This is a genomic window from Bacillus sp. SG20033 (assembly GCF_044570195.1).
Taxonomy (GTDB): Bacteria; Bacillota; Bacilli; order Bacillales; family Bacillaceae; genus Bacillus; species Bacillus subtilis.
In genome coordinates this window covers 4,032,741-4,057,067 of the sequence record NZ_CP172606.1, presented here as the reverse complement: position 1 = coordinate 4,057,067, position 24,327 = coordinate 4,032,741, and the positions used below count along the sequence as shown (strand labels likewise).

The 24,327-nt window shown below is 46.6% G+C and carries 23 protein-coding genes, 1 pseudogene and 1 riboswitch; of the genes and pseudogenes, 17 read left to right on the top strand and 7 right to left on the bottom strand.

The window, feature by feature from the left end:
- Window positions 1-44: 44 nt before the first annotated feature.
- Entirely contained in the window at window positions 45-1,064 is a 1,020-nt protein-coding gene (gene galE / locus ACFVP7_RS21280) for a UDP-glucose 4-epimerase GalE (protein WP_014481325.1), read from the top strand.
- 157 nt (window positions 1,065-1,221) lie between these two features.
- Window positions 1,222-1,324: riboswitch (guanidine-I (ykkC/yxkD leader) on the top strand.
- A gap of 75 nt (window positions 1,325-1,399) precedes the next feature.
- On the top strand, window positions 1,400-2,236 hold the full coding sequence (locus ACFVP7_RS21275) for a YitT family protein (protein ID WP_003242615.1): 837 nt from the start codon (window positions 1,400-1,402) through the stop codon (window positions 2,234-2,236).
- A 41-nt stretch (window positions 2,237-2,277) separates the two neighbouring features.
- On the opposite strand, the gene ACFVP7_RS21270 is transcribed toward ACFVP7_RS21275, so the two are convergent.
- Window positions 2,278-3,735, bottom strand: a complete 1,458-nt coding sequence (locus tag ACFVP7_RS21270; RefSeq protein WP_338731563.1) for an aldehyde dehydrogenase family protein — start codon at window positions 3,733-3,735, stop codon at window positions 2,278-2,280.
- 183 nt (window positions 3,736-3,918) lie between these two features.
- Between ACFVP7_RS21270 and ACFVP7_RS21265 the strand changes: the two genes are divergently transcribed.
- The 3 genes and pseudogenes from ACFVP7_RS21265 to ACFVP7_RS21255 form a co-directional block, all read left to right on the top strand.
- Window positions 3,919-4,812, top strand: a complete 894-nt coding sequence (locus tag ACFVP7_RS21265; protein WP_338731561.1) for a PucR family transcriptional regulator — start codon at window positions 3,919-3,921, stop codon at window positions 4,810-4,812.
- Window positions 4,813-4,932: 120 nt separating this feature from the next.
- Window positions 4,933-6,030 carry a maltodextrin ABC transporter ATP-binding protein MsmX gene (msmX, locus tag ACFVP7_RS21260; RefSeq protein WP_338731559.1) on the top strand — a complete coding sequence of 366 codons (1,098 nt, stop codon included), beginning with the start codon at window positions 4,933-4,935 and terminating at the stop codon, window positions 6,028-6,030.
- 51 nt (window positions 6,031-6,081) lie between these two features.
- Window positions 6,082-6,365: pseudogene (locus tag ACFVP7_RS21255) on the top strand (hypothetical protein); the annotation flags it as partial.
- Window positions 6,366-6,409: 44 nt separating this feature from the next.
- Here ACFVP7_RS21255 and ACFVP7_RS21250 read toward each other — a convergent pair.
- On the bottom strand, window positions 6,410-6,775 hold the full coding sequence (locus ACFVP7_RS21250; protein ID WP_038829091.1) for a hypothetical protein: 366 nt from the start codon (window positions 6,773-6,775) through the stop codon (window positions 6,410-6,412).
- A gap of 180 nt (window positions 6,776-6,955) precedes the next feature.
- Between ACFVP7_RS21250 and ACFVP7_RS21245 the strand changes: the two genes are divergently transcribed.
- Window positions 6,956-7,795 (top strand): polysaccharide deacetylase family protein, encoded by an 840-nt coding sequence (locus ACFVP7_RS21245; protein WP_072173227.1) that lies wholly within the window; start codon window positions 6,956-6,958, stop codon window positions 7,793-7,795.
- Between the two features lie 12 nt (window positions 7,796-7,807).
- Here the strand turns inward: ACFVP7_RS21245 and ACFVP7_RS21240 are convergent, their stop codons facing one another.
- The 3 genes from ACFVP7_RS21240 to cimH all read right to left on the bottom strand — a co-directional run bounded on the left by ACFVP7_RS21240 (window position 7,808) and on the right by cimH (window position 11,225).
- Entirely contained in the window at window positions 7,808-8,005 is a 198-nt protein-coding gene (locus tag ACFVP7_RS21240; RefSeq protein WP_021480969.1) for a hypothetical protein, read from the bottom strand.
- 57 nt (window positions 8,006-8,062) lie between these two features.
- Window positions 8,063-9,751, bottom strand: a complete 1,689-nt coding sequence (locus tag ACFVP7_RS21235) for a M56 family metallopeptidase (RefSeq protein WP_396582866.1) — start codon at window positions 9,749-9,751, stop codon at window positions 8,063-8,065.
- A 121-nt stretch (window positions 9,752-9,872) separates the two neighbouring features.
- A complete protein-coding gene (gene cimH / locus ACFVP7_RS21230; protein WP_003227271.1) occupies window positions 9,873-11,225 on the bottom strand; it encodes a citrate/malate transporter CimH in 1,353 nt (450 codons plus the stop codon).
- A gap of 553 nt (window positions 11,226-11,778) precedes the next feature.
- Here cimH and cydA point away from each other — a divergent pair.
- The 5 genes from cydA to ACFVP7_RS21205 all read left to right on the top strand — a co-directional run bounded on the left by cydA (window position 11,779) and on the right by ACFVP7_RS21205 (window position 18,528).
- Window positions 11,779-13,185 (top strand): cytochrome ubiquinol oxidase subunit I, encoded by a 1,407-nt coding sequence (gene cydA / locus ACFVP7_RS21225; RefSeq protein ID WP_003243795.1) that lies wholly within the window; start codon window positions 11,779-11,781, stop codon window positions 13,183-13,185.
- Window positions 13,169-14,185: a cytochrome d ubiquinol oxidase subunit II gene (cydB, locus tag ACFVP7_RS21220; protein WP_396582864.1), complete on the top strand. Its 1,017-nt coding sequence runs from the start codon at window positions 13,169-13,171 to the stop codon at window positions 14,183-14,185. The genes cydA and cydB overlap by 17 nt, the downstream gene beginning before the upstream one ends.
- A complete protein-coding gene (cydD, locus tag ACFVP7_RS21215) occupies window positions 14,185-15,888 on the top strand; it encodes a thiol reductant ABC exporter subunit CydD (RefSeq protein ID WP_338731547.1) in 1,704 nt (567 codons plus the stop codon). The genes cydB and cydD overlap by 1 nt, the downstream gene beginning before the upstream one ends.
- A complete protein-coding gene (gene cydC / locus ACFVP7_RS21210; RefSeq protein ID WP_338731545.1) occupies window positions 15,885-17,612 on the top strand; it encodes a thiol reductant ABC exporter subunit CydC in 1,728 nt (575 codons plus the stop codon). The genes cydD and cydC overlap by 4 nt, the downstream gene beginning before the upstream one ends.
- A gap of 85 nt (window positions 17,613-17,697) precedes the next feature.
- Window positions 17,698-18,528 (top strand): NAD(P)H-hydrate dehydratase, encoded by an 831-nt coding sequence (locus ACFVP7_RS21205; RefSeq protein ID WP_338731543.1) that lies wholly within the window; start codon window positions 17,698-17,700, stop codon window positions 18,526-18,528.
- A gap of 14 nt (window positions 18,529-18,542) precedes the next feature.
- Here the strand turns inward: ACFVP7_RS21205 and ACFVP7_RS21200 are convergent, their stop codons facing one another.
- On the bottom strand, window positions 18,543-19,916 hold the full coding sequence (locus tag ACFVP7_RS21200; RefSeq protein ID WP_338731541.1) for a cytosine permease: 1,374 nt from the start codon (window positions 19,914-19,916) through the stop codon (window positions 18,543-18,545).
- Between the two features lie 212 nt (window positions 19,917-20,128).
- On the opposite strand from ACFVP7_RS21200, the gene sigY reads away from it, so the two are divergent.
- From sigY to ACFVP7_RS21170, 6 genes are read left to right on the top strand one after another with little or no spacing between them, the layout of a single operon-like run.
- Entirely contained in the window at window positions 20,129-20,665 is a 537-nt protein-coding gene (gene sigY / locus ACFVP7_RS21195; protein WP_014481313.1) for an RNA polymerase sigma factor SigY, read from the top strand.
- Window positions 20,658-20,978, top strand: a complete 321-nt coding sequence (locus tag ACFVP7_RS21190; protein ID WP_021480964.1) for a YxlC family protein — start codon at window positions 20,658-20,660, stop codon at window positions 20,976-20,978. Before sigY ends, ACFVP7_RS21190 begins: the two co-directional genes overlap by 8 nt.
- Window positions 20,975-21,181 carry a sigma Y negative regulator YxlD gene (gene yxlD / locus ACFVP7_RS21185; protein ID WP_014481311.1) on the top strand — a complete coding sequence of 69 codons (207 nt, stop codon included), beginning with the start codon at window positions 20,975-20,977 and terminating at the stop codon, window positions 21,179-21,181. The genes ACFVP7_RS21190 and yxlD overlap by 4 nt, the downstream gene beginning before the upstream one ends.
- Window positions 21,178-21,366 carry a sigma Y negative regulator YxlE gene (gene yxlE / locus ACFVP7_RS21180; protein ID WP_014481310.1) on the top strand — a complete coding sequence of 63 codons (189 nt, stop codon included), beginning with the start codon at window positions 21,178-21,180 and terminating at the stop codon, window positions 21,364-21,366. Before yxlD ends, yxlE begins: the two co-directional genes overlap by 4 nt.
- A gap of 6 nt (window positions 21,367-21,372) precedes the next feature.
- Window positions 21,373-22,260 (top strand): ABC transporter ATP-binding protein, encoded by an 888-nt coding sequence (locus ACFVP7_RS21175; RefSeq protein WP_338731535.1) that lies wholly within the window; start codon window positions 21,373-21,375, stop codon window positions 22,258-22,260.
- Complete coding sequence (locus ACFVP7_RS21170) at window positions 22,257-23,033, top strand: ABC transporter permease subunit (RefSeq protein ID WP_338731533.1); 777 nt, start codon at window positions 22,257-22,259, stop codon at window positions 23,031-23,033. Before ACFVP7_RS21175 ends, ACFVP7_RS21170 begins: the two co-directional genes overlap by 4 nt.
- Here the strand turns inward: ACFVP7_RS21170 and ACFVP7_RS21165 are convergent.
- A complete protein-coding gene (locus ACFVP7_RS21165; RefSeq protein WP_338731531.1) occupies window positions 23,030-24,232 on the bottom strand; it encodes an MFS transporter in 1,203 nt (400 codons plus the stop codon). The genes ACFVP7_RS21170 and ACFVP7_RS21165 overlap by 4 nt on opposite strands.
- Window positions 24,233-24,327 lie beyond the last annotated feature (95 nt).

Sequence of the window (24,327 nt, the reverse complement as noted above, 5' to 3'; positions counted from 1 at the left end):
CACTATATAATAATAGCAGGTCATTTTTTAGGAGGGTTTACATCATGGCAATACTTGTTACTGGTGGTGCCGGGTACATTGGCAGCCACACATGTGTTGAATTATTGAACAGCGGCTACGAGATTGTTGTTCTTGATAATCTGTCCAACAGTTCGGCTGAGGCGCTGAACCGTGTAAAGGAGATTACGGGAAAAGATTTAACGTTCTACGAAGCGGATTTATTGGACCGGGAAGCAGTAGATGCGGTTTTTGCTGAAAATGAAATCGAAGCTGTGATTCATTTTGCTGGGTTAAAAGCAGTCGGTGAATCTGTTGCGATTCCGCTCAAATATTATCATAACAATCTGACAGGAACGTTTATTTTATGCGAGGCCATGGAGAAATACGGCGTCAAGAAAATCGTGTTCAGTTCATCCGCGACAGTATACGGCGTTCCGGAAACATCGCCGATTACGGAAGACTTTCCATTAGGCGCGACAAATCCTTATGGGCAGACGAAGCTCATGCTTGAACAAATATTGCGTGATTTGCATACAGCCGACAATGAGTGGAGCGTTGCGCTGCTTCGTTACTTTAACCCGTTCGGCGCGCATCCAAGCGGACGGATCGGTGAAGACCCGAACGGAATCCCAAATAACCTTATGCCGTATGTGGCACAGGTAGCAGTCGGGAAGCTCGAGCAATTAAGCGTATTCGGAAATGACTATCCGACAAAAGACGGGACAGGCGTACGCGATTATATTCACGTCGTTGATCTCGCAGAAGGCCACGTCAAGGCGCTGGAAAAAGTATTGAACTCTACAGGAGCCGATGCATACAACCTTGGAACAGGCACAGGTTACAGCGTGCTTGAAATGGTCAAAGCCTTTGAAAAAGTGTCAGGGAAAGAGGTTCCGTACCGTTTTGCGGACCGCCGCCCGGGAGACATCGCCACATGCTTTGCAGATCCTGCGAAAGCCAAGCGGGATCTGGGCTGGGAAGCGAAACGCGGCCTTGAGGAAATGTGCGCTGATTCCTGGAGATGGCAGTCTTCTAATGTGAATGGGTATAAGAGTGCGGAATAAGAATGGAGGCCTTCTCAATAGAGAAGGCCTTTTTAAAGAACAAGAACGCCTCTTAAGGTACCCTTGTAAGTTTTTTCAGTTCCGCAAATACCCCTTGAACCAATTCGAACCGTCCCTTATAATGCTAATATTGGAAAGTGAAAAGGATATGATAAAAACAGTGGTTTTCTAGGGTTCCGCAATGCAAATTGGACTGTGACCGAGAGAAAACACATAGCAGCTTGGCTGTTATGACACGGTGGGATAAAAGCCCAGGAGTTTCTGCTCTTATTCGAGAGCGTTCTCCTGGGTTTTTTATTTGCTAGAACAGAACAATGAGAAGGAGTGTTTTCGTGATGAAAAAGAGAATGCTGGATGTACTTATGCTTGTGATTGGCGCTTTTTTCTTCGCGCTTGCGGTTAATTTATTTGCGATTCCCAATGATCTTGGGGAAGGCGGAGTCACTGGGATTACGCTGATTTTGTATTATCTGTTTCAATGGTCTCCTGGTGTCACGAACTTTATCTTAAATGCGTTTTTGCTTTTAATCGGCTACAAGTTTCTTGATGGAAAAACAACGGTTTATACAATCATTGCGGTTGCGGCAAATTCGCTTTTTCTTCATCTGACACATGGGTGGAGCATTCCGTCTGATGAATTGATCATTAATACGATTTTCGCAGGTGTATTTGCCGGAGTCGGGATCGGCATGATTATCCGGGTCGGCGGGACGACGGCTGGTTCCGCGATTCTGGCCAGAATTGCTAATAAATATTTAGACTGGAATATCAGCTATGCACTCTTGTTTTTTGATTTAATCGTAGTATTTAGCTCTTATTTTATTATTGGTGCAGAAAAAATGATGTTTACGATCGTGATGCTGTATATAGGTACCAAAGTGATGGATTTCATTATTGAAGGTTTGAATACGAAAAAAGCCATTACGGTCATTTCAGAAAATAAGAGTGAGATTGCAGAGCAGGTAAATACCTTGATGGATCGGGGCGTGACGATTTTATCAGGGAAGGGAAATTATACGGGCCAATCAAAAGAGATTTTGTATATCGTCATTAACAAACAGGAGCTGTCTATGCTGAAAAAAATCATTAGAAGCTGCGACAAAAAAGCGTTTGTGATCGTTCATGACGTACGCGATGTGTTTGGCGAAGGGTTTGTGGATATATCTAAATAAAGAAAAATCCCTCTGTACTTGAAGCAGAGGGATTTTTTCAATTAAAACGGATATTTGCGGTATTGCTTCTGTATCGAAATCCATTTGGTCACGGTAAATTCCTCGACGACCCACGGATTGCCGAAGCGGCCGACACCGCTTGCTTTGTTTCCGCCAAAGGCAATATTCGGCGAATCATTGACGGACTGGTCGTTGACATGGGTCATGCCGCTGTCAATTCGCAGGGCGAACTTTTCGCCTTTTTCTAAATCAGAAGTGAAAACCGCAGAGCTGAGGCCGTATTCGGTATCATTTGCCATGTCAATCGCTTCCTGGTCGCTGCCAGCTTTAATAATGGTTGCGATTGGGGCAAACAGCTCCGTTTGGGCAATTTTGCTGTTGTTGTCCGCACCGACAAAGACGTACGGCGTCAGCACGTTTCCGACGCGTTTTCCTTCAACCGCAAGCTCTATGCCGTCTGCCTTTGCCTGCTCAATGATCTCCAGTGCTTTCTCGATTTGGCGCTCGTTGATCAGCGGGCCGACAACGGTTTTTGGATCGGTTTGATCGCCGTACGGAAGCTGTTTGACACGGGCGGTGAACTTTTCTACAAACTCATCGTACACATCTTGATGAACGATGATCCTGTTGATAATCATACAGATTTGTCCCTGGTGAATAAATTTTCCGAAAATCGCGGCATCCACAGCACGATCGACATCCGCATCTGAAAGAACGGCAAATGGATTGTTGCCGCCGAGCTCAAGTGCCATTCGTTTGAAGGCACGCCCGGCGATTCCACCGATGTGGCGCCCGACTGCTGTTGATCCTGTAAAGCTGATTAATCTCGGGATTGGATTGGTGAGCATGCCGTCCCCGATTTCCCTTACATCCGTCAGCATGACGTTAAGGACACCGGCAGGAAGACCGGCGTGTTCAAACGCTTTCGCAATGATGGTCCCGCCGGAAAGAGCGGTTTGGATATCAGGCTTGTGAACAACACTGTTACCCAGCGCAATTGCGGGCGCAATGGATCTCATAGATAAATTCATCGGAAAATTAAATGGAGAAATCGATGAAATGACACCTAGCGGAAGGCGGTAAATCTTATTGGTTTTCCCTTCAATGTCGGATGGCACCTCTTTGACGCCGCCTAACTCACCAGTATACGTCATGGCTTCATCTAAAATCGCAATCGTTTGTTCCAGCTCGATTGTTGATTTAATGATCGTTCCGCCAGTTTCGCGGGCGATCATCATAATGATGTCTTCACGGTTTTCCTGTAAATAGCCGCGCGCTTTTTGCAGGACGGCTTTTCGGTCTTCCGTTGTGCTCTTGGCCCACTCTTTTTGGGCTTTCTGTGCAATGCCAAACGCATCCTCCAGCTGTTTGCCCGTTGCCAAAGATGCTGCTGTGATCACAGACTGGTCATACGGATTCAAAATGTCCTCCGTACGTCCGCTTTCTCCCCCAGTCCATTTTCCGTTGATAAAACTTTTGTTTAACGTTTCGAAACTCATAAGATGACCCTCCTTTGGTCCTGCATGTCTTCTTCTATTTCCGCTGAAGCCAATATGTAAACGAATGAGGTTTCCCTTTCAGTTTCTCGTCTATCTATACCGGATATACTCTTTTTTAGTGGAGAACAAGTGTGTTTCGCCTTATACTGAATATACAGATCCTTACATAAGAGAGGAGACTCTATGAAATCGCTGCTGGCTATTTATCCCGGTTCGATTGTGTCTGAGGAGCTTTGCATAAGGGAAGGCTGTCTATGTTTTTTTGATGAGAGCAATCAGAGATATATCTCCATTCCGAAAACAGAGATCAGTGAAAAAGAAGTATTGGTGCTGCAGGCATTTCTGACGCCTGCGGATGAGGGCAATCAACTGTCTATGAAATCACCTGAGGAAAACAAGTGGTTTTCGTTCCTTTTTTCCAGAGGGGAATTGCCGGCGTACATAAAGAAACGGACGAGATTTGTTCACTTTCATTTATTCGGCAAAATAGAAAGGACGTCCTTTACGGAAGCGGTTCGCCATTTTTGGCCGGTGTCTTTTGTGATTGTGTGGATTCATGAGGACAGAGGCGTGATTGTCGAGCAGGAAAGTGAAGCGGCGGCGGAGAAGAGCGAACTGGAATCGCTCGCAAAGGTTCTTGAAAGTGATTTCTATTTCAGTGTCCGTTTTTACGCGGGAAGATTTTACGAGCCGGATGAGTGTCTGCGAAAACATTACGCCCGTGAACAGGCATATTTCCTGTTTGCTGAAAAACGGCTGCCTCAGGTGCAGAGTGTGACCTTTGAGATGATCTTTCCTTTTCTATTATTAGAAACAGAAAAAGAAAAACTGGAAACGCTGCTCTCTGAAGAAGCTGAGCTTTTATTTGGAAGTGAAGCTGAGCTAAGGAAGACCATTAAGCTGTTTATTGAAAACAACTCAAACGTCACATTAACAGCGAAAAAGCTGCATCTGCATCGCAACAGCCTGCAATATCGGATTGATAAATTTATTGAGCGGTCAGGGATAGATATCAAATCGTACAAAGGCGCGCTTCTTGCCTATTTTATCTGCCTGCAAAATGAAAGTTCAGAATAAATTGGAAATATGCACGAAAAATGGCTGGGTGATTTTATGAACGCTGCCCATTTTAGCGAGAGGGAATTGCTGTTACACTCAATATAAGAAAGCGTTTACAATAATAAAGGGGGATGTTAGATGGCTGAATTGCGGATGGAGCACATTTATAAATTTTATGATCAAAAGGAACCGGCGGTTGATAACTTTAACCTTCATATTGCCGATAAGGAATTTATCGTATTCGTCGGCCCGTCCGGCTGCGGGAAATCAACGACGCTGCGAATGGTCGCAGGACTTGAAGAAATTTCGAAAGGCGATTTTTATATTGAAGGAAAACGGGTCAATGATGTAGCGCCAAAGGACAGGGATATCGCGATGGTATTTCAGAACTACGCGCTCTATCCGCATATGACGGTCTACGATAATATCGCGTTCGGGCTCAAGCTTCGGAAAATGCCGAAGCCTGAAATCAAAAAAAGAGTAGAAGAAGCCGCTAAAATTCTCGGGCTGGAGGAATATTTGCACCGTAAACCGAAAGCGCTGTCAGGCGGACAGAGACAGCGGGTTGCGCTGGGCCGGGCAATCGTGCGGGATGCAAAGGTGTTCCTGATGGATGAGCCTTTGTCAAACCTGGACGCGAAGCTGAGGGTGCAAATGCGGGCGGAAATCATTAAGCTCCACCAGAGACTGCAGACTACAACGATTTATGTGACACATGACCAGACAGAAGCGCTGACGATGGCGACACGGATCGTAGTCATGAAAGATGGGAAAATTCAGCAGATCGGGACGCCGAAGGATGTATACGAGTTCCCTGAAAACGTCTTTGTCGGCGGGTTTATCGGATCACCAGCGATGAACTTTTTCAAAGGGAAGCTCACGGATGGCTTAATCAAAATCGGTTCTGCGGCATTAACCGTCCCGGAAGGAAAAATGAAAGTGCTGCGTGAAAAAGGCTACATCGGCAAAGAGGTCATCTTTGGCATCCGTCCTGAGGATATCCATGATGAATTGATTGTCGTCGAATCATATAAGAACTCTTCGATTAAGGCGAAAATCAATGTTGCAGAGCTGCTCGGTTCTGAAATCATGATTTATTCGCAGATCGACAACCAAGACTTTATTGCGCGGATCGACGCCCGCCTCGATATTCAATCGGGCGATGAACTGACGGTTGCATTTGATATGAATAAAGGCCATTTCTTTGACAGTGAGACAGAAGTGAGAATTCGATAAGAACAAAAAACCGGACATGGGGACATGTCCGGTTTTTTTGTTCTCTTTAAGGTTAAAAATGGCGGGTACTTAAGAATGAAAATGCTGCTTTGGGCTGCGGTGCTCGTGATTTCAATTCTTGCCTCATGGTCAGAATTTTTCTTTCTCAACGGCGCTTCTGAAGAAGTGATACCAGCGATTGCAGCATTTGCGGGCGGGGCATCATTGCGATGATTGCTACAACGATGATGCCTGAGGCGTACAAAGACAGCAGTCCGATCACGGGTTTAATCGCCGCACTCGGCCAGGTTAACCTCGCTGGTTTGAAATCAGTTTTCTTAAGTTGTTTTTATTAAATGTATTAAAAGAGAGTGGCTTATCCACTCTCTTTTTGTTCGCATTATCGATAAACTGAAACACTTAATTGTCCATAAAGTGAACCATTTTTAAAAACAGTAAGTTTTCCCTGACCTACACTTTGGCCTGTTACGATCCCATAAGCATCTACAGTAAAAACAGCTTTGTTGTCACTATGATATGAAAATCCTGATCCCAATAAATGGCTTGGTAGTGGTTTTGCATGACCCACCTGTATGTTAAAGTCAGCTAATTTTGCTTCAATAGGAGAGAGTGATACAGGAACACTTTGACTTTCTGGAACCATTGCAGAATTCTGAGTTACTTCTTTAGCAGAAGCTTGACCTCCGATTGATAAAGCGACAGCTGAAACGGAGAGTAAGGAAACAATCGTTTTCTTCATTTTCATTTCAATTCCTCCTAATAATATTTTTTATTGCAAGTAAACTATTCGATTTACATAATTGATTAACCTTGTAAATATTTGTAAAATATTTGTGAACATTTCGAAATCACCTTTTTTAACTTGAAAATTCCAACAAAAAACCGATGAAAAAGGAGGAAGAAATAGACAGAAAGCAGGAGAACGATGAAACGATTGTTTTTAAGCATCTTTCTTTTGGGCAGCTGTTTGGCTCTTGCGGCTTGCGCTGATCAAGAGGCGAATGCAGAGCAGCCGATGCCAAAAGCGGAACAAAAGAAACCGGAAAAAAAGGCAGTACAAGTTCAGAAAAAAGAAGACGATACATCCGCATGGATCAAAACAGAGAAACCGGCAAAGCTGCCGATTTTGATGTACCACAGCATTTCTTCAGGAAACAGCCTCCGTGTGCCAAAAAAAGAATTCGAGGCGCATATGAAGTGGCTTCATGATAACGGCTATCAGACATTAACGCCGAAAGAGGCGTATCTCATGCTGACGCAGGATAAAAAACCGAGTGAGAAGTGCGTGCTGATCACATTTGATGACGGGTACACCGACAATTATCAAGATGCGTATCCGGTGCTGAAAAAGTACGGGATGAAGGCAACGATTTTTATGATCGGCAAATCGATCGGACATAAGAACCATCTGACAGAGGAACAAATGAAGGAAATGGCACAGCACGGCATATCGATTGAAAGCCATACGATTGACCACCTTGAACTGAACGGATTAACGCCTCAACAGCAGCAAAGTGAGATGGCTGATTCGAAAAAGCTGTTTGACAACATGTTTCATCAGCAAACCACCATCATCAGCTATCCGGTAGGGCGCTACAATGAGGAGACGCTGAAGGCCGCTGAAAAAACAGGCTATCAAATGGGCGTGACGACAGAACCGGGCGCGGCTTCGAGAGACCAGGGAATGTATGCCCTCCATCGTGTGCGCGTGTCCCCAGGCATGTCGGGCTCGGCTTTTGGTGCGTACATCGAATCAATGAAATAAAAAAGGCGGCGTTTAATCGCCGCCCCCTCCGCCGCCACAGCCGGAATCGCTGAAACCTCCGTCACTGCTGCATCCATCATGGTATGAGCCGTTGTCTGAATAACCGAAATACCCGCTGTCCGCCTGCTGGCGGCTTTTATTATCCGATGACTGCGGCTGAATGACTGAAAGAAAAACAATAATAGCTATTATCAATAAGATCACTATCACTTCTGGTCACTCCCTTTTTTCACCATATCTGTTATACGGATGAAACGCTGACCGGTTTCATTTCAAAGTGATTGATTCTTTCAGGCGGTCTCTGAGCCAGCGCTTTAGCACCCCATGTCCTTTGTTTGACAATAAAGTGCCGACACGCCAATACATAGGGGGATGAGGAGCGAACTGAAAATCAATCAGTCTGAAAAGCCAGCTTTTATCACGGGTGAGAGAATCAATTTGAAGCTCGTCTTCACCTGCTTCAGAGCTGTAGGCACTTTGTTTCTGTATGTCCTCATCCTGCCGAACCGCCAAGATTTTCAAGGCTTCAGCCATTTGTTTGTAACCGCCCTCCAGCAATGATGCGCCAAGATTGTCAGCACGCACCTCCATCCATTGTGAACAAAAGGATTGATAGAGCTGGAATAGGATAATGATTGCCATAATGAAAGCCCAAAGCACAATTTTGTGGGCCTCGGGATGGGTGATATGCTGCTCAAACAAGAGGAAAATCCCAACGACAGCTCCAAGAAATAGAAAACGCAAAAGCTGTGATGACAGAACGTCACGTTTTTTGATATGAATTGCCTCATGGGCCAGAATGCCTTCGATGACACGCTGTGGAAGTGTTAGTGTGGCGCTTGTTAGGATGACCATTGACCTCCCGACATTCATGCCTACTGCCATTCCGTTGTAATCATCACTCTCCGTTTCGTATATGCGGACATGGGAAATGCCGGCCGATCGAAAAATCTTATCGGCCGCGGCCTGTACATGCGGATGATGACAAGGCTTGGCGTCCATCGCCGCCCGCAACACACGGTCTGACATATACATGTTGAATCCCCAATACAGGATCACGGCAACAGCCATGACCCATGGAGAGGCGTGTAATGCGTATAACGCGAGCACCAATAAGGCGTAAGCGGATACCCCTTTTACGCTGGCGGCAAAATAAAGCTTCCCGAGCAGCCGCTTCACATTTTTTCGATGATAAAACGGCAAAACAGAAATCACATTGTCCATATTGTTTTTTGCATCTGTGTATTCCTGAAGAATTGTTTTCCATTTTTGCGGTTCCTTCACCGTCAGAAACAGTGTTTCGCCGGGGAGAGACAGTTTAATGACTTGCTGAAAGCTTGTTGTTAAATCTAGACGTGATGAATACATCGTCAGAAGCGGATGGAGCTTTAAGAGATCAGCCGTTGATTCAAGCTGAATGTCCTTCAAATCGGAAAGCGGGTATGTACGGGTTTCATAGTGTGAGCTGATATGCAATTTTTCTAAGGCTGCTGAATAAAAAACCTTTACGCTGAAAACATTCAGTATACGCTTCACCAGTGCCCCTCCGCCGGAGATCATGCCGAGAAGGATCACATATTTGAGAGGGCTTGGGTCAGGTCCATAGATGAAAAAAATAACAGCCCCTGCAAACACAATGGCGGTCAGCGTAATGTCTGACAGGAGACGTGTTTTGTTTCTGGCCAGCTCGATTTCCTGCCAGTCTCCCGAAGGTTTTTCCACACGCTCTGAAACAATGAGATCCATTGCGGTCCAATAGCAGTAGAACATTGTCGCGAGTGAGACAATGCCGTCCATGAATGAGAGATGAGAGAAGATATAAACTGCAGCGCCGACCCAAAGAACAATATCAATCCAGAAGTCTACGGCCGGAATGAGTTTTGCTGCCAGGGCTGATATCAAATAAAATCCCAGCCCGAGAAGCATAAAGAGAAATAGATGAGTTCCCATAGGCATGCCATATTCCTTTCTATCTAGTATTTCCAACTATTACTATAGCATGAGGCGGGAACTTGCAAAAACATGGACATGCAAAAAAGCAAGCTCTTTCGTTTGACGAAGAACTTGCTTGCGGGGATCAATAAAACTGGTGAAGCAGCAATAAGGTTAAGGACACTGTGATCGCTCCCCCGATGCGGGTAGATACCTGGGCGAACGGCATCAACTCAAGCCTTTCAGCGGCGCTTAAAATGGCAACGTCACCCGTACCGCCTTGTCCAGAATGGCACGCATTGATAATGGCGGTTTCAATCGGATACATGTTCAGCCATTTTCCAGTGAAGAAGCCAACGGCCATCATGGTCACAACGACAGACAGAATCGTAATAATATTACTGAGGTTAAAAGCGGCGACAAGCTTGTCCCACGGCGTCATGGATACCCCAATCGCAAAGAGAAGCGGGTAGGTCACAGCTGTTGAAAAAAAGCGGGACACTCCAAACGCGCCATTTTCAATTGAGGCAGGCACCAATCTGAACAGCTTGATTAGAACAGCCAGTAACAGCATGGCAACGGGTGCCGGAAAACCGAAAAAATCGTGAGCGAGCATGCCGACTAAGTATAAAGAAACAGCAAGGATACCGCCTGACGCAAATAAAGAAAGGTTGAACATTTGTTGTCCGCTTTGTGATTCCTCCAGCGCAGGGGACTCTTCTTCGGAGCGGTCCACTTTGCCGTTGCCTGTCCATTCCGGTTTTTTCTTTCCGATTCGGTTCAGCAATCCCGCTAGAATAATCGCGCACAAGCTGCCCAGCATAATCGATGGCAGAACAAGTGCAAACGCTTCCCCTTGAGAAATGGGCATGATGTCAGAATATCCGATGGACAGCGGGATAGCGCCTTCTCCGACTCCTCCAGCCATAATCGGAATGACAATGTACAGCAGGGTATGCTGAAATCCGAGTCCGAGCAATGTCCCGACAGCCAGTCCGACAATAGCGGCTGTGACAGAACCGACAATAAGCGGAATAAAGATTTTCATGAATGCTTTTACGAGTGTTTCTCTTTTCATGCCGAGAATGCTTCCGACGACAATACCGGCGATAAACAAATATAGAAAGTTTGAGTTTTCTGTAAATTCTGTGGTGGATTTGACGATATCATTAGGCAGCAGGTGATAGTACACGACAGCGGACGGAATAAAAGTAGCTAGGATGGCCGGGCCGCCGATAGAACGAACTATCGGTATCGATTTGCCGATTTGGGCAAAGGTAAACCCGAAAAACGCCATGACGGCGATGGATGTCAAAATGTCACTTTTTACATCGTGATGCATAACAAAAACAGTGATTAATATAAACAGCAAGGCATACACAGGAAGCGGTATGATGCCTACTTTTATATTCATGGCTTTCGCAAACCAATTCTCTTTTCGAACCCCTTCGTGAATTGTATCCGTTTGCAATTGCATGTGTGTTTGAAGCTCTCCCATTGAAAAACCTCCCCTATTCTTGATGCAGTGAAATTGTTCACTATGTTAAGTATACTAAAAAATTGAAATTATTAATATATTAAAAATTTACTATTCAACTTTTCTCCACTTGCCGGTTCAAATGAAAAGAGGCATCCTGCCTAAAATCTGTTTATGACGGAGTGCGGAGAAACGAGTGCTGGTGCAGGGCAAGCATTTTGTTCGCAAGGAACGATGTGTTGATGTACGATAATAAAGGGTCATTTATCCTAGCAGCCGACATAAATAAGCAACAAAATAGACAAAAATCCGTCACATAGTGCGGGACTTTTTAGGTATTTTAGGCTTTATTTTTGAAATGAATCGTTGTAAAGTACTTAATATGAACCAGTCAGAGGTTGTGTCATTTGGTCAGTCTGGCAATCTTGCCTCATATTGGACGACTTTTTGACACATTTGTGAAATATTGAGCAATATTTTTTTCATCTATTTTGTGAATTACTGATCAAAGTCTCGGTTCTACTTGTGAAGTAGTGAGCAAATTACAGTTTTAACCGGAAATGGAGGAGAAAGCATGAGTGAATTGGTATTAGCCCGCATACAATTTGCATCAACAACGTTGTTTCACTTCTTGTTTGTGCCGATGTCTATCGGGCTTGTGTTTATGGTTGCGTTGATGGAGACTCTTTATCTTGTAAAGAAAAATGAGCTGTATCTCAAAATGGCAAAGTTTTGGGGACACTTATTCTTAATAAATTTCGCAGTCGGTGTTGTAACGGGGATTTTGCAAGAATTCCAGTTTGGACTGAACTGGTCAGATTACTCCCGTTTTGTCGGAGATGTATTTGGCGCTCCGCTTGCGATTGAAGCATTATTGGCGTTTTTCATGGAATCTATTTTTATCGGATTATGGATTTTTGGCTGGGACCGCCTGCCGAAGAAAATTCACGCTCTCTGCATATGGCTCGTATCATTCGGAACGATCATGTCATCTTTCTGGATTTTAACAGCAAACTCCTTTATGCAGGAGCCGGTCGGTTTTACGATCAAAAACGGCCGCGCGGAAATGAATGATTTTGGCGCGTTGATTACAAACCCTCAGCTTTGGGTTGAATTCCCGCATGTTATTTTCGGTGCGCTTGCCACTGGAGCTTTCTTTATTGCCGGAGTGAGTGCTTTTAAACTGCTGAAGAAAAAAGAAGTGCCGTTCTTTAAGCAATCTTTTAAACTCGCAATGATCGTCGGTCTTTGTGCCGGTCTTGGCGTCGGCCTTAGCGGACACATGCAGGCTGAGCACTTGATGGAATCACAGCCGATGAAAATGGCTGCCAGTGAAGGTCTATGGGAAGACAGCGGTGACCCTGCTGCTTGGACCGCTTTTGCGACGATCGATACAAAAAATGAAAAAAGCTCAAATGAAATCAAAGTTCCTTATGCCTTGAGCTACTTGGCTTATCAGAAATTCAGCGGAAGTGTCAAAGGGATGAAAACCCTTCAGGCTGAGTACGAAAAAATATACGGAAAAGGCGACTACATTCCGCCAGTGAAAACGACATTCTGGAGCTTCCGCATCATGGTAGGAGCAGGTGTTGTCATGATTCTTGCTGCGTTAGGCGGCCTTTGGTTAAACCGCCGCAAAAAGCTTGAAAACAGCAAATGGTATTTGCGCATCATGATTGCTTTGATTTCCTTCCCGTTTCTTGCGAACTCCGCGGGCTGGATTATGACAGAAATCGGGCGTCAGCCTTGGACGGTCATGGGCTTAATGACAACCGCTCAATCTGTGTCGCCTAACGTAACTGCGGGCTCCCTGTTATTCTCAATCATCGCATTCGGTGTGATGTACATGATTCTTGGTGCACTGCTTGTCTTCTTGTTTATCCGTGAGATTAAAAAAGGTGCGGAGCATGATAATCATCATGATGTGCCTGTATCAACAGATCCATTTAGTCAGGAGGTATACCATGGCATCTCTTCATGATCTTTGGTTTATACTCGTTGCTGTATTGTTTGTAGGATTCTTCTTTTTGGAGGGCTTTGATTTCGGGGTCGGCATGGCGACCCGTTTTCTTGGCCATAATGAATTAGAACGCAGAGTGCTGATCAACACGATCGGGCCGTTCTGGGACGCGAATGAAGTGTGGCTTTTGACTGGCGCAGGCGCCATTTTCGCGGCATTCCCAAACTGGTATGCAACGATGCTGAGCGGTTATTACATTCCGTTTGTCATAGTGCTGCTTGCGTTAATGGGCCGCGGGGTCGCGTTTGAGTTCCGCGGCAAGGTGGATCATTTAAAATGGGTAAAGGTTTGGGACTGGGTCGTTTTCTTCGGCAGTCTGATTCCTCCGTTAGTGCTTGGTGTGCTGTTCACGACATTATTCCGCGGGATGCCGATTGATGCCGACATGAACATTCACGCACATGTATCTGATTATATCAATGTATATTCTATACTTGGCGGTGTGACGGTAACACTTCTTTGCTTCCAGCATGGATTAATGTTTATCACGCTGCGTACGATTGGTGATTTGCAAAACCGCGCCCGGAAAATGGCGCAAAAGATAATGGGTGTTGTTTTTGTAGCGGTTCTTGCCTTCGCGGCCCTTTCTGCGTATCAGACAGACATGTTTACACGCCGCGGCGAGATTACCATTCCGCTCGCTGTTTTGATTGTCATCTGCTTTATGCTCGCGGCTGTATTTATTCGTAAGAAAAAAGACGGCTGGACATTTGGGATGACAGGCGCTGGTCTGGCGCTGACCGTGGGAATGATCTTTATTTCCCTATTCCCTCGTGTAATGGTCAGCTCGCTTCATAGCGCATACGATTTAACAGTAGCTAACGCTTCTTCCGGAGATTATTCGCTTAAAGTCATGTCAATTGCAGCATTAACGCTATTGCCGTTCGTCATCGGCAGCCAGATCTGGTGCTATTATGTCTTCCGGAAGCGCGTCAGCCATAAGGAGCCTATGACTTATTAATGGGAAAAGACCTGTTTCGATATAAAGGAATGAAGCGGATTCTCACCTTGATTACTTGTTTAACGCTGATTCAGACAGCCGCCATTATTATGCAGGCAGAGTGGCTGAGTGAGGCCGTAACCGGACTGTTCAATGGGAAGGGCATTACCTCCCTTTTTCCGGTGATCGGCTTTTTCCTCATCGCTTTTATCGCCCGGCACGGGGTGACGGTGGCGCGGCAGAAAATCGTCTATCAATACGCCGCCCGGACAGGAGCAGATTTGAGAAAAAGTTTTCTTGATCAGTTGTTCCGATTAGGCCCCCGCTTTGCAAAGAAAGAGGGGACGGGGCAAATGGTGACGCTGGCGATGGAAGGCATCAGCCAGTTCCGCCGCTACCTGGAGCTGTTTCTGCCGAAAATGGTCAGCATGGCGATTGTGCCTGCGGCGGTTGTCATTTATGTGTTTTTTCAGGATCGCACATCAGCCATCATTTTAGTGGCGGCTATGCCGATTCTGATCATCTTTATGATTCTCCTCGGCCTTGTCGCGCAGAGAAAAGCGGATCGTCAGTGGAAATCCTATCAGAGACTTTCCAATCATTTTGTTGATTCTCTTCGCGGGCTGGAGACATTGCGTTTCTTAGGTTTGAGCAAGTCACACAGCAAAAATATTTTCTATGTGAGTGAGCGGTATCGCAAGGCAACGATGAGCACACTCCGGGTGGCGTTTTTGTCATCATTCGCCCTCGATTTTTTCACGATGCTGTCGGTGGCGACAGTCGCAGTATTTCTGGGCCTGCGCCTCATTGACGGCGATATTTTGCTTGGCCCTGCTTTAACGGCGCTTATTCTGGCGCCTGAGTATTTTTTGCCGGTGCGGGAAGTGGGGAATGATTATCATGCAACGCTGAACGGCCAGGAAGCAGGAAAAACCATTCAAAAGATTTTGTCACAGCCTGGTTTTAAAGAAGAGACACCGCTTCAGCTTGAGGCTTGGTCCGATCAGGATGAACTGAAGCTGTCAGGCGTATCAGTCGGCCGTTCGGTGTCTGATATTGATCTCTCATTCAAGGGCAAGAAAAAAATTGGCATTATCGGTGCAAGCGGAGCCGGAAAATCAACATTAATTGATATTCTCGGCGGATTTTTAGAGCCGGATGGCGGAATGATTGAGGTTAATGGTACAAGCCGGTCCCATTTGCAGGACGGCAGCTGGCAGAAGAACCTTCTGTACATCCCCCAGCATCCGTACATTTTTGATGATAAGCTTGGGAACAACATTCGCTTCTACCATCCAAGCGCTTCGGCAGAGGATACAGCCCGTGCTGCTGCCTCAGCGGGACTGACGGAGCTGGTGAACAACCTTCCTGACGGATTAGAGGGGCGGATCGGGGAAGGCGGCCGGGCGCTCAGCGGCGGCCAGGCACAGCGTGTCGCGCTGGCCCGCGCCTTTTTGGGAAACCGTCCGATCCTGCTGCTGGATGAGCCGACCGCCCATCTTGATATCGAAACAGAATATGAAATAAAAGAAACGATGCTGGATTTATTTGAGGATAAGCTCGTTTTTCTCGCGACTCACCGCCTTCACTGGATGCTCGATATGGACGAAATTATCGTGCTGGACGGGGGCAGGGTTGCGGAAGTCGGGACTCACAATGAACTGCTGGAGAAAAACGGTGTGTATACCAAACTCGTGAAGGCACAACTGGGGGAAAGAGCATGAAGAAAGAAGAATGGATTTTGCCGTATATCAAGCAAAATGCCCGCCTGTTTGTTCTGGTTATCTTTCTGGGCGCGGTGACGATTTTTTCTGCTGCTTTTCTCATGTTCACCTCAGGGTTTTTGATTTCTAAAGCGGCGACAAGGCCGGAAAACATTCTGCTCATTTATGTGCCGATTGTCGCAGTGCGCACCTTTGGGATTGCGCGCTCTGTATCGCGATATGTGGAACGGCTTGTCGGGCATCACATCATTTTGAAAATCGTATCCGACATGCGCGTCCGCCTTTACAATATGCTTGAGCCGGGTGCTTTGATGCTGCGTTCCCGTTTTCGCACGGGGGATATGCTCGGCATTTTGTCTGAGGATATTGAGCATTTGCAGGATGCTTTCTTAAAAACGATTTTTCCTGCGATCTCAGCCTTGCTCCTGTATGCTGTGTCAGTGATAGCGCTCGGCTTCTTCTCTTGGCCGTTTGCCATATTGCTTGCGCTGTATTTGTTTGTTCTTGTTGTATTGTTTCCGGTTGTGTCTTTGCTCGTGACGAGAGCGAAGAATGCGAAGCTGAAAAGCGGACGGAATGTGCTGTACAGCCGTCTGACAGATGCCGTGATGGGTGTCAGCGACTGGATGTTCAGCGGACGCCGGCATGCTTTTATTGATGCTTATGAAAAAGAGGAACATGATTGGTTTGAGCTTGAACGGAAAAAACAACGTTTTACAAGATGGCGGGACTTTGCCGCGCAATGCCTTGTCGCCGGCCTTATTTTGATGATGCTGTTTTGGACAGCGGGACAGCAAGCGGACGGCAAGCTCGCTAAAACGATGATTGCCGCTTTTGTGCTAGTGGTGTTTCCGTTGACGGAAGCCTTTTTGCCGCTTTCGGATGCCTTAGGCGAAGTGCCGGGCTATCAGGATTCTATCAGACGCATGAACAAGGTGGCTCCTCAGCCGGAGGCGTCACAAACTGAATCAGGGGATCAAATTCTCGATCTTCAAGATGTCACCTTGGCCTTTCGTGATGTGACGTTTTCTTATGACAACAGCAGCCAAGTGCTTGACAACTTTTCCTTTACGCTGCGCCAAGGAGAAAAAATGGCGCTGCTCGGCCGAAGCGGCTCTGGGAAATCAACATCGCTTGCATTAATCGAGGGTGCCTTGAAACCGGACTCCGGTTCTGTAACGTTAAACGGAGTGGAGACAGCGCTGTTAAAGGATCAGATTGCGGATGCGGTGGCCGTGTTAAATCAAAAACCGCACCTGTTTGATACAAGTATTCTGAACAACATCAGGCTCGGAAACGGAGAAGCAAGCGACGAAGATGTGCGCCGCGCCGCAAAGCAGGTCAAACTGCATGACTACATTGAGTCATTGCCTGACGGATATTATACCTCTGTACAGGAAACGGGCATCCGTTTTTCCGGTGGAGAGCGCCAACGGATCGCACTTGCGAGGATTTTGCTGCAGGATACACCGATCATCATCCTCGATGAGCCAACAGTCGGCCTCGATCCTATTACCGAACGTGAATTGATGGAAACGGTGTTTGAGGTGCTGAAAGGAAAAACGATTTTATGGATTACCCACCATCTCGCGGGAGTGGAAGCGGCTGATAAAATCGTATTTCTCGAAAACGGCAAAACAGAAATGGAAGGAACCCATGAGGAGCTGCTGGCGGCAAACGAACGGTACAGCCGCCTGTATCACCTTGATGTTCCTGTAAAATAGAAGACAGCCCTAAAAGGCTGTCTTTTTTGTTTGAAAAAGAAAAGGGACAGGAAAAATAGGAAAAGAAAGCAGAGGAGGGATAGAGATGAATGTTCCATATTGGACGGAAGAGCATGTAAGGACCACGCTTCCTAAAAGAGATGCGGAGAGCCATAAAGGCACGTACGGTACGGCTTTGCTGCTGGCTGGAAGTGACGACATGCCGGGGGCAGCGCTGCTTGCAGGGCTTGGGGCCATGCGGAGCGGTCTCGGCAAGCTTGTCATCGGTACATCAGAAAGCGTAATCCCGCTAATTGTTCCTGTTTTGCCCGAGGCGACCTATTGGCGTGACGGCTGGAAAAAGGCGGCGGATGCTCAGCTTGAAGAGACGTACCGGGCCATTGCCATCGGATCGGGCCTTCCGCAAACGGAAAGCGTACAGCAGGCAGTCGATCATGTGCTTACGGCTGATTGTCCTGTTATTTTGGATGCCGGAGCGCTGGCGAAGCGCACATATCCGAAACGGGAGGCCCCCGTCATCCTCACGCCGCATCCGGGCGAGTTTTCCCGAATGACAGGGGTGCCCGTGAACGAATTGCAGAAAAAAAGAGCGGAATATGCAAAGGAATGGGCGGCTCAGCTGCAGACTGTCATTGTGTTAAAAGGAAACCAAACCGTCATCGCGTTTCCTGATGGAGACTGCTGGCTCAATCCAACCGGAAACGGGGCGCTCGCCAAGGGTGGAACCGGTGACACACTGACGGGCATGATATTGGGGATGCTCTGCTGCCATGAAGATCCAAAGCATGCCATATTAAACGCGGTCTATTTGCATGGTGCGTGCGCCGAGCTCTGGACGGACGAGCACTCCGCTCATACGTTGCTCGCTCATGAGCTATCTGACATCCTGCCCCGCGTGTGGAAACGTTTTGAATGATAAAAAAGCTGTCTTCAGAGAGAAGACAGCTTTTCTTGATACCCCGCCCGTTTTTTCAGACGCGGTTTCATTAATACATAGTAAAGCACAGAAGGCACGGCCAAGCCGATAATCCATGCGATGTCCCCGCCGCCAAACATTTTGGCAAGCGGTCCGATGTAAAAGCTTGTGTTGATAAACGGAATTTCCAGCAAGATAGACAGAACGAACGCAATTGTGGTGATCCAATTGACCTTTCCATAAGGCCCGTTTACGTCGAACATGGCTTTGACTTGATACTTTCCGTGGCGGACGAAGTAGTAATCGACTAAATTGATTGCCGTCCACGGAATTAAGAAATAACTGATGAAAAAGATAAAATTCAAAAACAGTTCCATAAAATTGCTCTGTCCCAGTAGGCTTAAGACTGTGCCGACAAGCGTGACACCCAGGATCATGATGATTCTGACTTTGGGCGTGACTTTTAATTTCAGAAACGGCTCCAGCGTTGTTGTCGTGGACATGAAAGCCCCATAAAGGTTAAAAACATTGATTGCTATTTGCCCAAATAGCACAATGATCAGCATAATAAACGAGAAGGGACCGAACAATTGGACAATCTGGCTGCCTGAGTTTGCCGTAAAGTCAGGAAGTGAGGTTGTCAGCAATGCGCCGAGCAGCATCATCCAGATGGAGCTGACAGATGTACCTGCATAGCTGTACCAAAATGTTTTTGAAGCCGGTGTTTTAACTGGCAGATATCTTGAATAATCGGCAACATACGGCGCGTAGGCAAGCTGCCACGTCGCAACTGCGCTGACTGCCACCAAGAAAATTGGCAGATCAATCGCTCCGGGAATCCAGCTGCCTGCTGGAATCGGCAATTGAAAAATGAGAATCGTTGCAGCAAAAAATACAGCAAAAGAGGTCCAAGAAAGGATTTTTTGCATTTTGTGAATCAAATCATGGCCGAAAATGGTGAGTAAAAAACATACGGCGCTTAAGCCTATAATGCTCCATGATCCCGGGATGGGAACAAAGCTGCTTAAGGTTCCGGCCGCCAGAATCGTGCTGCTTGCGAAGAAACCAAGGTAGATAAACATGACTAAGAAGAGGGGAAGAATCGCTCCGATTACGCCGAATTGGGCACGGCTTTGAATCATTTGCGGGATGCCTAGCTGAGGGCCTTGCGCGGAATGAGACGCCATAAATATGGCACCGATTAAGGTTCCGCAAATAATAGCGGCAACACTCCAAAACAGATTAAGTCCCATTGCAACGGGAATCGTGCCGGTCACTAACGTGGTGATATGCATATTAGCCCCGAACCATACGGGAAATAAATCTTTCGCTTTACCATGTCTTTCTTCATTCGGAATATATTCAATCGTTCGCCTTTCTACTTTCAATGCATCGTCCTCCATATTGGATGTTTTTTTGAAATCGACATAAAGTCATAGCTTAACAGACTATGAGGGGGTTTACAAATAAGGATATGCAGCCAAACGGCCGGGAAGCTTGATCTGTCAATGGCTGAAAAGAATTGTAAAAAAGATGAACGCTTTTGAATCCGGTGTCGTCTCATAAGGCAGAAAAACAAAAATAGGGGGGATCATGGTCATTGGATACACAAGAAGAACAGCGGCTGATACAGCAGGCGAAAGAGGGAAACGACGAGGCGTTTACAGCCCTTTTCCACTATCACTATTCTTTTTTATATAAATATTTGTTAAAGCTTTCCCTTCACCCCGATCTCAGCGAGGAACTTGTTCAGGAAACCTTTCTGAAAGGGTACATCCATTTAAGAAGCTTTCAGGGCCGTTCAAAATTCTCCACGTGGCTGATCTCCATTGCATCGCGGCTCTATCTCGATCACCAGAAAAAGAGAAAGAGAGAATGGAAACGGAATCAGACAGTTACGGAGGAAACAATCCGCAAGATCAAGTGGGACGTGTCGGCGAAAGGGGCAGAGTGGAGCGAAACGCTCGATCTGTTTTCAAAGCTGGACCCTAAACTGCGCACACCAGTTTTATTAAGGCATTACTACGGCTATACCTACGCCGAAATCGGGATGATGCTTCAAATCAAAGAAGGCACTGTAAAGTCCAGAGTTCATAAAGGGCTCCAGCAAATCAGAAAGGAGTGGGACGATGAATAAAGAAAAGCTTCCTGATCATTTAAAATCAGAATGGAAAAAAATTGATCAAACAGCCAATCCCTCTATACCGACTCAAAAAGAACTGCTTCACCAGCTGTCACAAATGAAAGCTGAATACAGAAAAAAACTTCTTCAAGAGATCATTTTATTTGTATTTTGTGCGCTGATGGTTGTGAGTGCTGCAATCTTTGCTTTCACTCAAGCTCCTGCTGTGTTTATTGTGCTTCAGGTTTGTGTGCTTGCGGTGCTGCCGATTTTGATTGCGGCTGAGAAAAAAAGGCATCTCGGCGAATGCGAGGTGAAACGCAGATGACACAAACAGAAATTGTCATAACGGTTGCGGCTTATCTCATCGTATTGGCGCAGGGAATCTTTTTATTTATTGATGCGAAAAAACGAAATCGCATGGCATGGATTTGGGGAATTGTCGGACTGATTACAGCACCGATGCCTCTGATTTGTTATTACTTTTTTGTCATTAGGCCGGATCGGAAGAAAAGGGGGATCAAGCAATGAATATTTCTTGGGAAATGATTTTGCCGCTGGTTGTATTACAGCTGGCTTTGGCGGTTTTTGCCCTCATCAGCTGTATAAAAGAAGAGCGGACGAACGGGCCAAAGTGGATGTGGGCTGCAATCATCGTATGTATCAATATTATCGGGCCGATTTTGTTTTTTACCGTCGGCAGAAAGCAAAGGTAAGCCGATATGCTGTCTATTGAATCATTATGCAAATCGTACAGGCATCATGAAGCTGTAAAGAATGTCAGTTTTCACGTGAATGAAAATGAGTGTGTCGCACTATTAGGACCTAATGGAGCCGGCAAAACCACGACTCTGCAAATGCTGGCCGGACTGCTTTCGCCAACCTCTGGAACCATAAAGCTGTTAGGAGAGAAAAAGCTGGATCGGCGTTTGATTGGGTACCTCCCGCAGTATCCTGCTTTTTATTCCTGGATGACCGCAAATGAATTTTTGACATTTGCGGGGAGACTGTCCGGCCTTTCGAAGAGAAAATGCCAAGAGGAAATCGGTGAGATGCTGGAATTTGTCGGTTTGCACGAAGCGGCGCACAAAAGGATCGGGGGCTATTCAGGAGGCATGAAACAAAGACTCGGTCTGGCACAGGCACTGCTCCATAAACCGAAGTTTTTGATATTGGATGAACCGATGTCTGCACTTGATCCGACAGGGCGGTTCGAGGTGCTGGACATGATGCGTGAGCTGAAAAAGCATATGGCCGTTCTGTTTTCCACACATGTTTTGCACGATGCAGAGCAGGTGTGTGATCAAGTGGTGATTATGAAAAACGGTGAAATTTCATGGAAAGGCGAGTTACAGGAGCTGAAACAACAGCAGCAAACGAACGTTTTTACCCTTTCAGTGAAAGAGAAGCTGGAAGGCTGGCTTGAAGAGAAGCCTTACGTCTCAGCTATTGTCTATAAGAATCCGTCCCAAGCTGTTTTCGAGCTGCCTGATATACACGCTGGCCGGTCATTATTAAGTGACTGTATCCGAAAGGGATTGACCGTCACCCGATTTGAACAGAAAACGGAGTCTCTAGAAGACGTCTATCTAAAGGTGGTGCACGCATGAAGGTGATGATGGCGCTATTGCAGAAGGAGTGGCTGGAAGGGTGGAAAAGCGGCAAACTGATTTGGCTGCCGATTGCGATGATGATCGTCGGGCTGACACAGCCGCTGACCATTTATTATATGCCGGAAATCATCGCACATGGAGGGAACCTTCCTGACGGCATGAAAATTAGTTTTACGACGCCCTCCGGGTCTGAAGTGATGGTCAGCACGCTTTCTCAATTCAACACGCTTGGCATGGCTCTGGTCATCTTTAGCGTGATGGGCAGTGTAGCCAATGAAAGAAATCAAGGGGTAACAGCGCTGATTATGTCGCGGCCTGTGACGGCAGCCCATTATATCATGAGTAAATGGCTCATCCAAAGCGTGATCGGCATTATGTCGTTTGCAGCTGGATACGGGCTTGCTTATTATTACGTTCGGCTGCTGTTTGAGGACGCATCATTCAGCCGCTTTGCCGCAAGCCTTGGCCTTTACGCGCTTTGGGTGATATTTATTGTGACCGCCGGCCTTGCCGGAAGTACGATATTCCGGTCTGTCGGAGCAGCTGCGGCTTGCGGGATCGGGCTCACAGCAGCCGTTTCCTTTGCTGTTTCACTATTTTCAGATGGTGCGAAGTGGCTTCCGGCTGAGATTTGCAAGCAGGCGGAGCATATCCTTCTTCATGGAGAGCGGGCAGATTTTTTCGGATGGTCACTCACTTTCTCCATTCTGTGCATCATGCTTCTGGCCGCGTTTTCTGTGTGGCGCTTCCGGCGGTATGAAAGCTATTAATTGATCATGTTACGTTTTTGCGCAAGCATCACAAAAAAGGCGGCAAATGCCAGAGACCCGGCTCCATAAAAAACTCCCGCAAGCCCGATAAGCTGTGCGATTTTTCCGGCAAGAAGGGGCCCGAGGAAGATGCCTAGCGCATAAAATGATTGATAAAACCCCATCACTGACATTTTTAATCGGGCAGAACTGATTTCGACGACATGGCTTAGCAGCAGAGGAAAAACGAAGCCGAGCGCCAGTCCGATACAGGCGTGTGTGATGCAAACCGTGAACAATGCAGCTGAAAAAGGAACGTATAGTAAACAGACCCCGGTGACAGCGAAACTAATGAGCATCACGGAGTAAGCGATACGGCTTGTAAAGCGCAGAAACACAAAGCTTAATGTGGCGGCTGCGTGTGGGAGGAAAAAGGCGCTCATCACCCAAAGCAGCTCCGCGTCGCCCATTCCGAGCTGATTCATGTAAAGAGGCGTAAAACCAAACACTGTGATAAATAATACGGCATGGGCCGTCATAGACAGGATGGTGAAAAGCTTCAGCTTTGGCAGCCGCAATGTATCTTTGATGTACTGATTGACACGAATGGTGTCACGGTTTGCGGGAGGAGCAGACGGATCCTTAATAAAGCAGCAGATCACCAGACCGGCGACCGAGGCTGCCAGCGCCATCCAAAAAGGAACCTGCCTCCCTAAATGGGCTGCGGCGAGCCCGCAGAACACAATGCTGGCAAACTGAGGCATGACGGTAAAAAACTGCATGATGCCCATTGCTTTTGATGCATTGCCATTGTTGAAATAATGTGCGTATAAAATGGTCGCCATCACCCACATAGAAGCAGTGATTCCCGCGAACAGCCGGGCGGCCAGCACGAAGAAGAAAGAATCAAACATCAGAAAAAGCAGGCTGCTGAGGACAGAAAAGCCGAACCCGGCAATTAACAATTGCTTGCGCAAGGAAAACAGGATGTCTGACAAAAGGCCGAGCGGGAATCGCAGAAGGATTTGCGTGACCCCGTAGCTGCCGAGAATGATGCCGATTGCGCCATATGAAAAATGCAGATCCTCCAGATACAGGCTGAATACAGGAACGTAAATATAGCCTGAAAACCAGAAACAAAATACCATGCATAAAAAAACGGCGTGATCTAAAGCACCGATTGTTTTTTTATGAGGAATCAAGCCCTGCTGTAATTCCATCGTATCTCTCCACCCCTTTCCTTCCAGTACAACACAATTGTTGAAAGCGTTTCAATAGAAAAATAAAAAAACAGGGCTTCAAAAAAAGCCCTGTT

Bases quoted from the DNA above. Each gene is read 5' to 3' on its own strand.
- ACFVP7_RS21205 (WP_338731543.1), top strand. From the start codon at position 17,698: ATGAATGTTCCATATTGGACGGAAGAGCATGTAAGGACCACGCTTCCT.
- ACFVP7_RS21250 (WP_038829091.1), bottom strand. From the start codon at position 6,775: ATGAAAATGAAGAAAACGATTGTTTCCTTACTCTCCGTTTCAGCTGTC.
- ACFVP7_RS21275 (WP_003242615.1), top strand. From the start codon at position 1,400: ATGAAAAAGAGAATGCTGGATGTACTTATGCTTGTGATTGGCGCTTTT.
- yxlE (WP_014481310.1), top strand. From the start codon at position 21,178: ATGAATATTTCTTGGGAAATGATTTTGCCGCTGGTTGTATTACAGCTG.
- ACFVP7_RS21190 (WP_021480964.1), top strand. From the start codon at position 20,658: ATGAATAAAGAAAAGCTTCCTGATCATTTAAAATCAGAATGGAAAAAA.
- msmX (WP_338731559.1), top strand. From the start codon at position 4,933: ATGGCTGAATTGCGGATGGAGCACATTTATAAATTTTATGATCAAAAG.
- ACFVP7_RS21270 (WP_338731563.1), bottom strand. From the start codon at position 3,735: ATGAGTTTCGAAACGTTAAACAAAAGTTTTATCAACGGAAAATGGACT.
- galE (WP_014481325.1), top strand. From the start codon at position 45: ATGGCAATACTTGTTACTGGTGGTGCCGGGTACATTGGCAGCCACACA.
- cimH (WP_003227271.1), bottom strand. From the start codon at position 11,225: ATGGGAGAGCTTCAAACACACATGCAATTGCAAACGGATACAATTCAC.
- ACFVP7_RS21245 (WP_072173227.1), top strand. From the start codon at position 6,956: ATGAAACGATTGTTTTTAAGCATCTTTCTTTTGGGCAGCTGTTTGGCT.
- cydC (WP_338731545.1), top strand. From the start codon at position 15,885: ATGAAGAAAGAAGAATGGATTTTGCCGTATATCAAGCAAAATGCCCGC.
- cydD (WP_338731547.1), top strand. From the start codon at position 14,185: ATGGGAAAAGACCTGTTTCGATATAAAGGAATGAAGCGGATTCTCACC.
- ACFVP7_RS21170 (WP_338731533.1), top strand. From the start codon at position 22,257: ATGAAGGTGATGATGGCGCTATTGCAGAAGGAGTGGCTGGAAGGGTGG.
- cydB (WP_396582864.1), top strand. From the start codon at position 13,169: ATGGCATCTCTTCATGATCTTTGGTTTATACTCGTTGCTGTATTGTTT.
- ACFVP7_RS21175 (WP_338731535.1), top strand. From the start codon at position 21,373: ATGCTGTCTATTGAATCATTATGCAAATCGTACAGGCATCATGAAGCT.
- ACFVP7_RS21165 (WP_338731531.1), bottom strand. From the start codon at position 24,232: ATGGAATTACAGCAGGGCTTGATTCCTCATAAAAAAACAATCGGTGCT.
- yxlD (WP_014481311.1), top strand. From the start codon at position 20,975: ATGACACAAACAGAAATTGTCATAACGGTTGCGGCTTATCTCATCGTA.
- ACFVP7_RS21265 (WP_338731561.1), top strand. From the start codon at position 3,919: ATGAAATCGCTGCTGGCTATTTATCCCGGTTCGATTGTGTCTGAGGAG.
- cydA (WP_003243795.1), top strand. From the start codon at position 11,779: ATGAGTGAATTGGTATTAGCCCGCATACAATTTGCATCAACAACGTTG.
- ACFVP7_RS21235 (WP_396582866.1), bottom strand. From the start codon at position 9,751: ATGCCTATGGGAACTCATCTATTTCTCTTTATGCTTCTCGGGCTGGGA.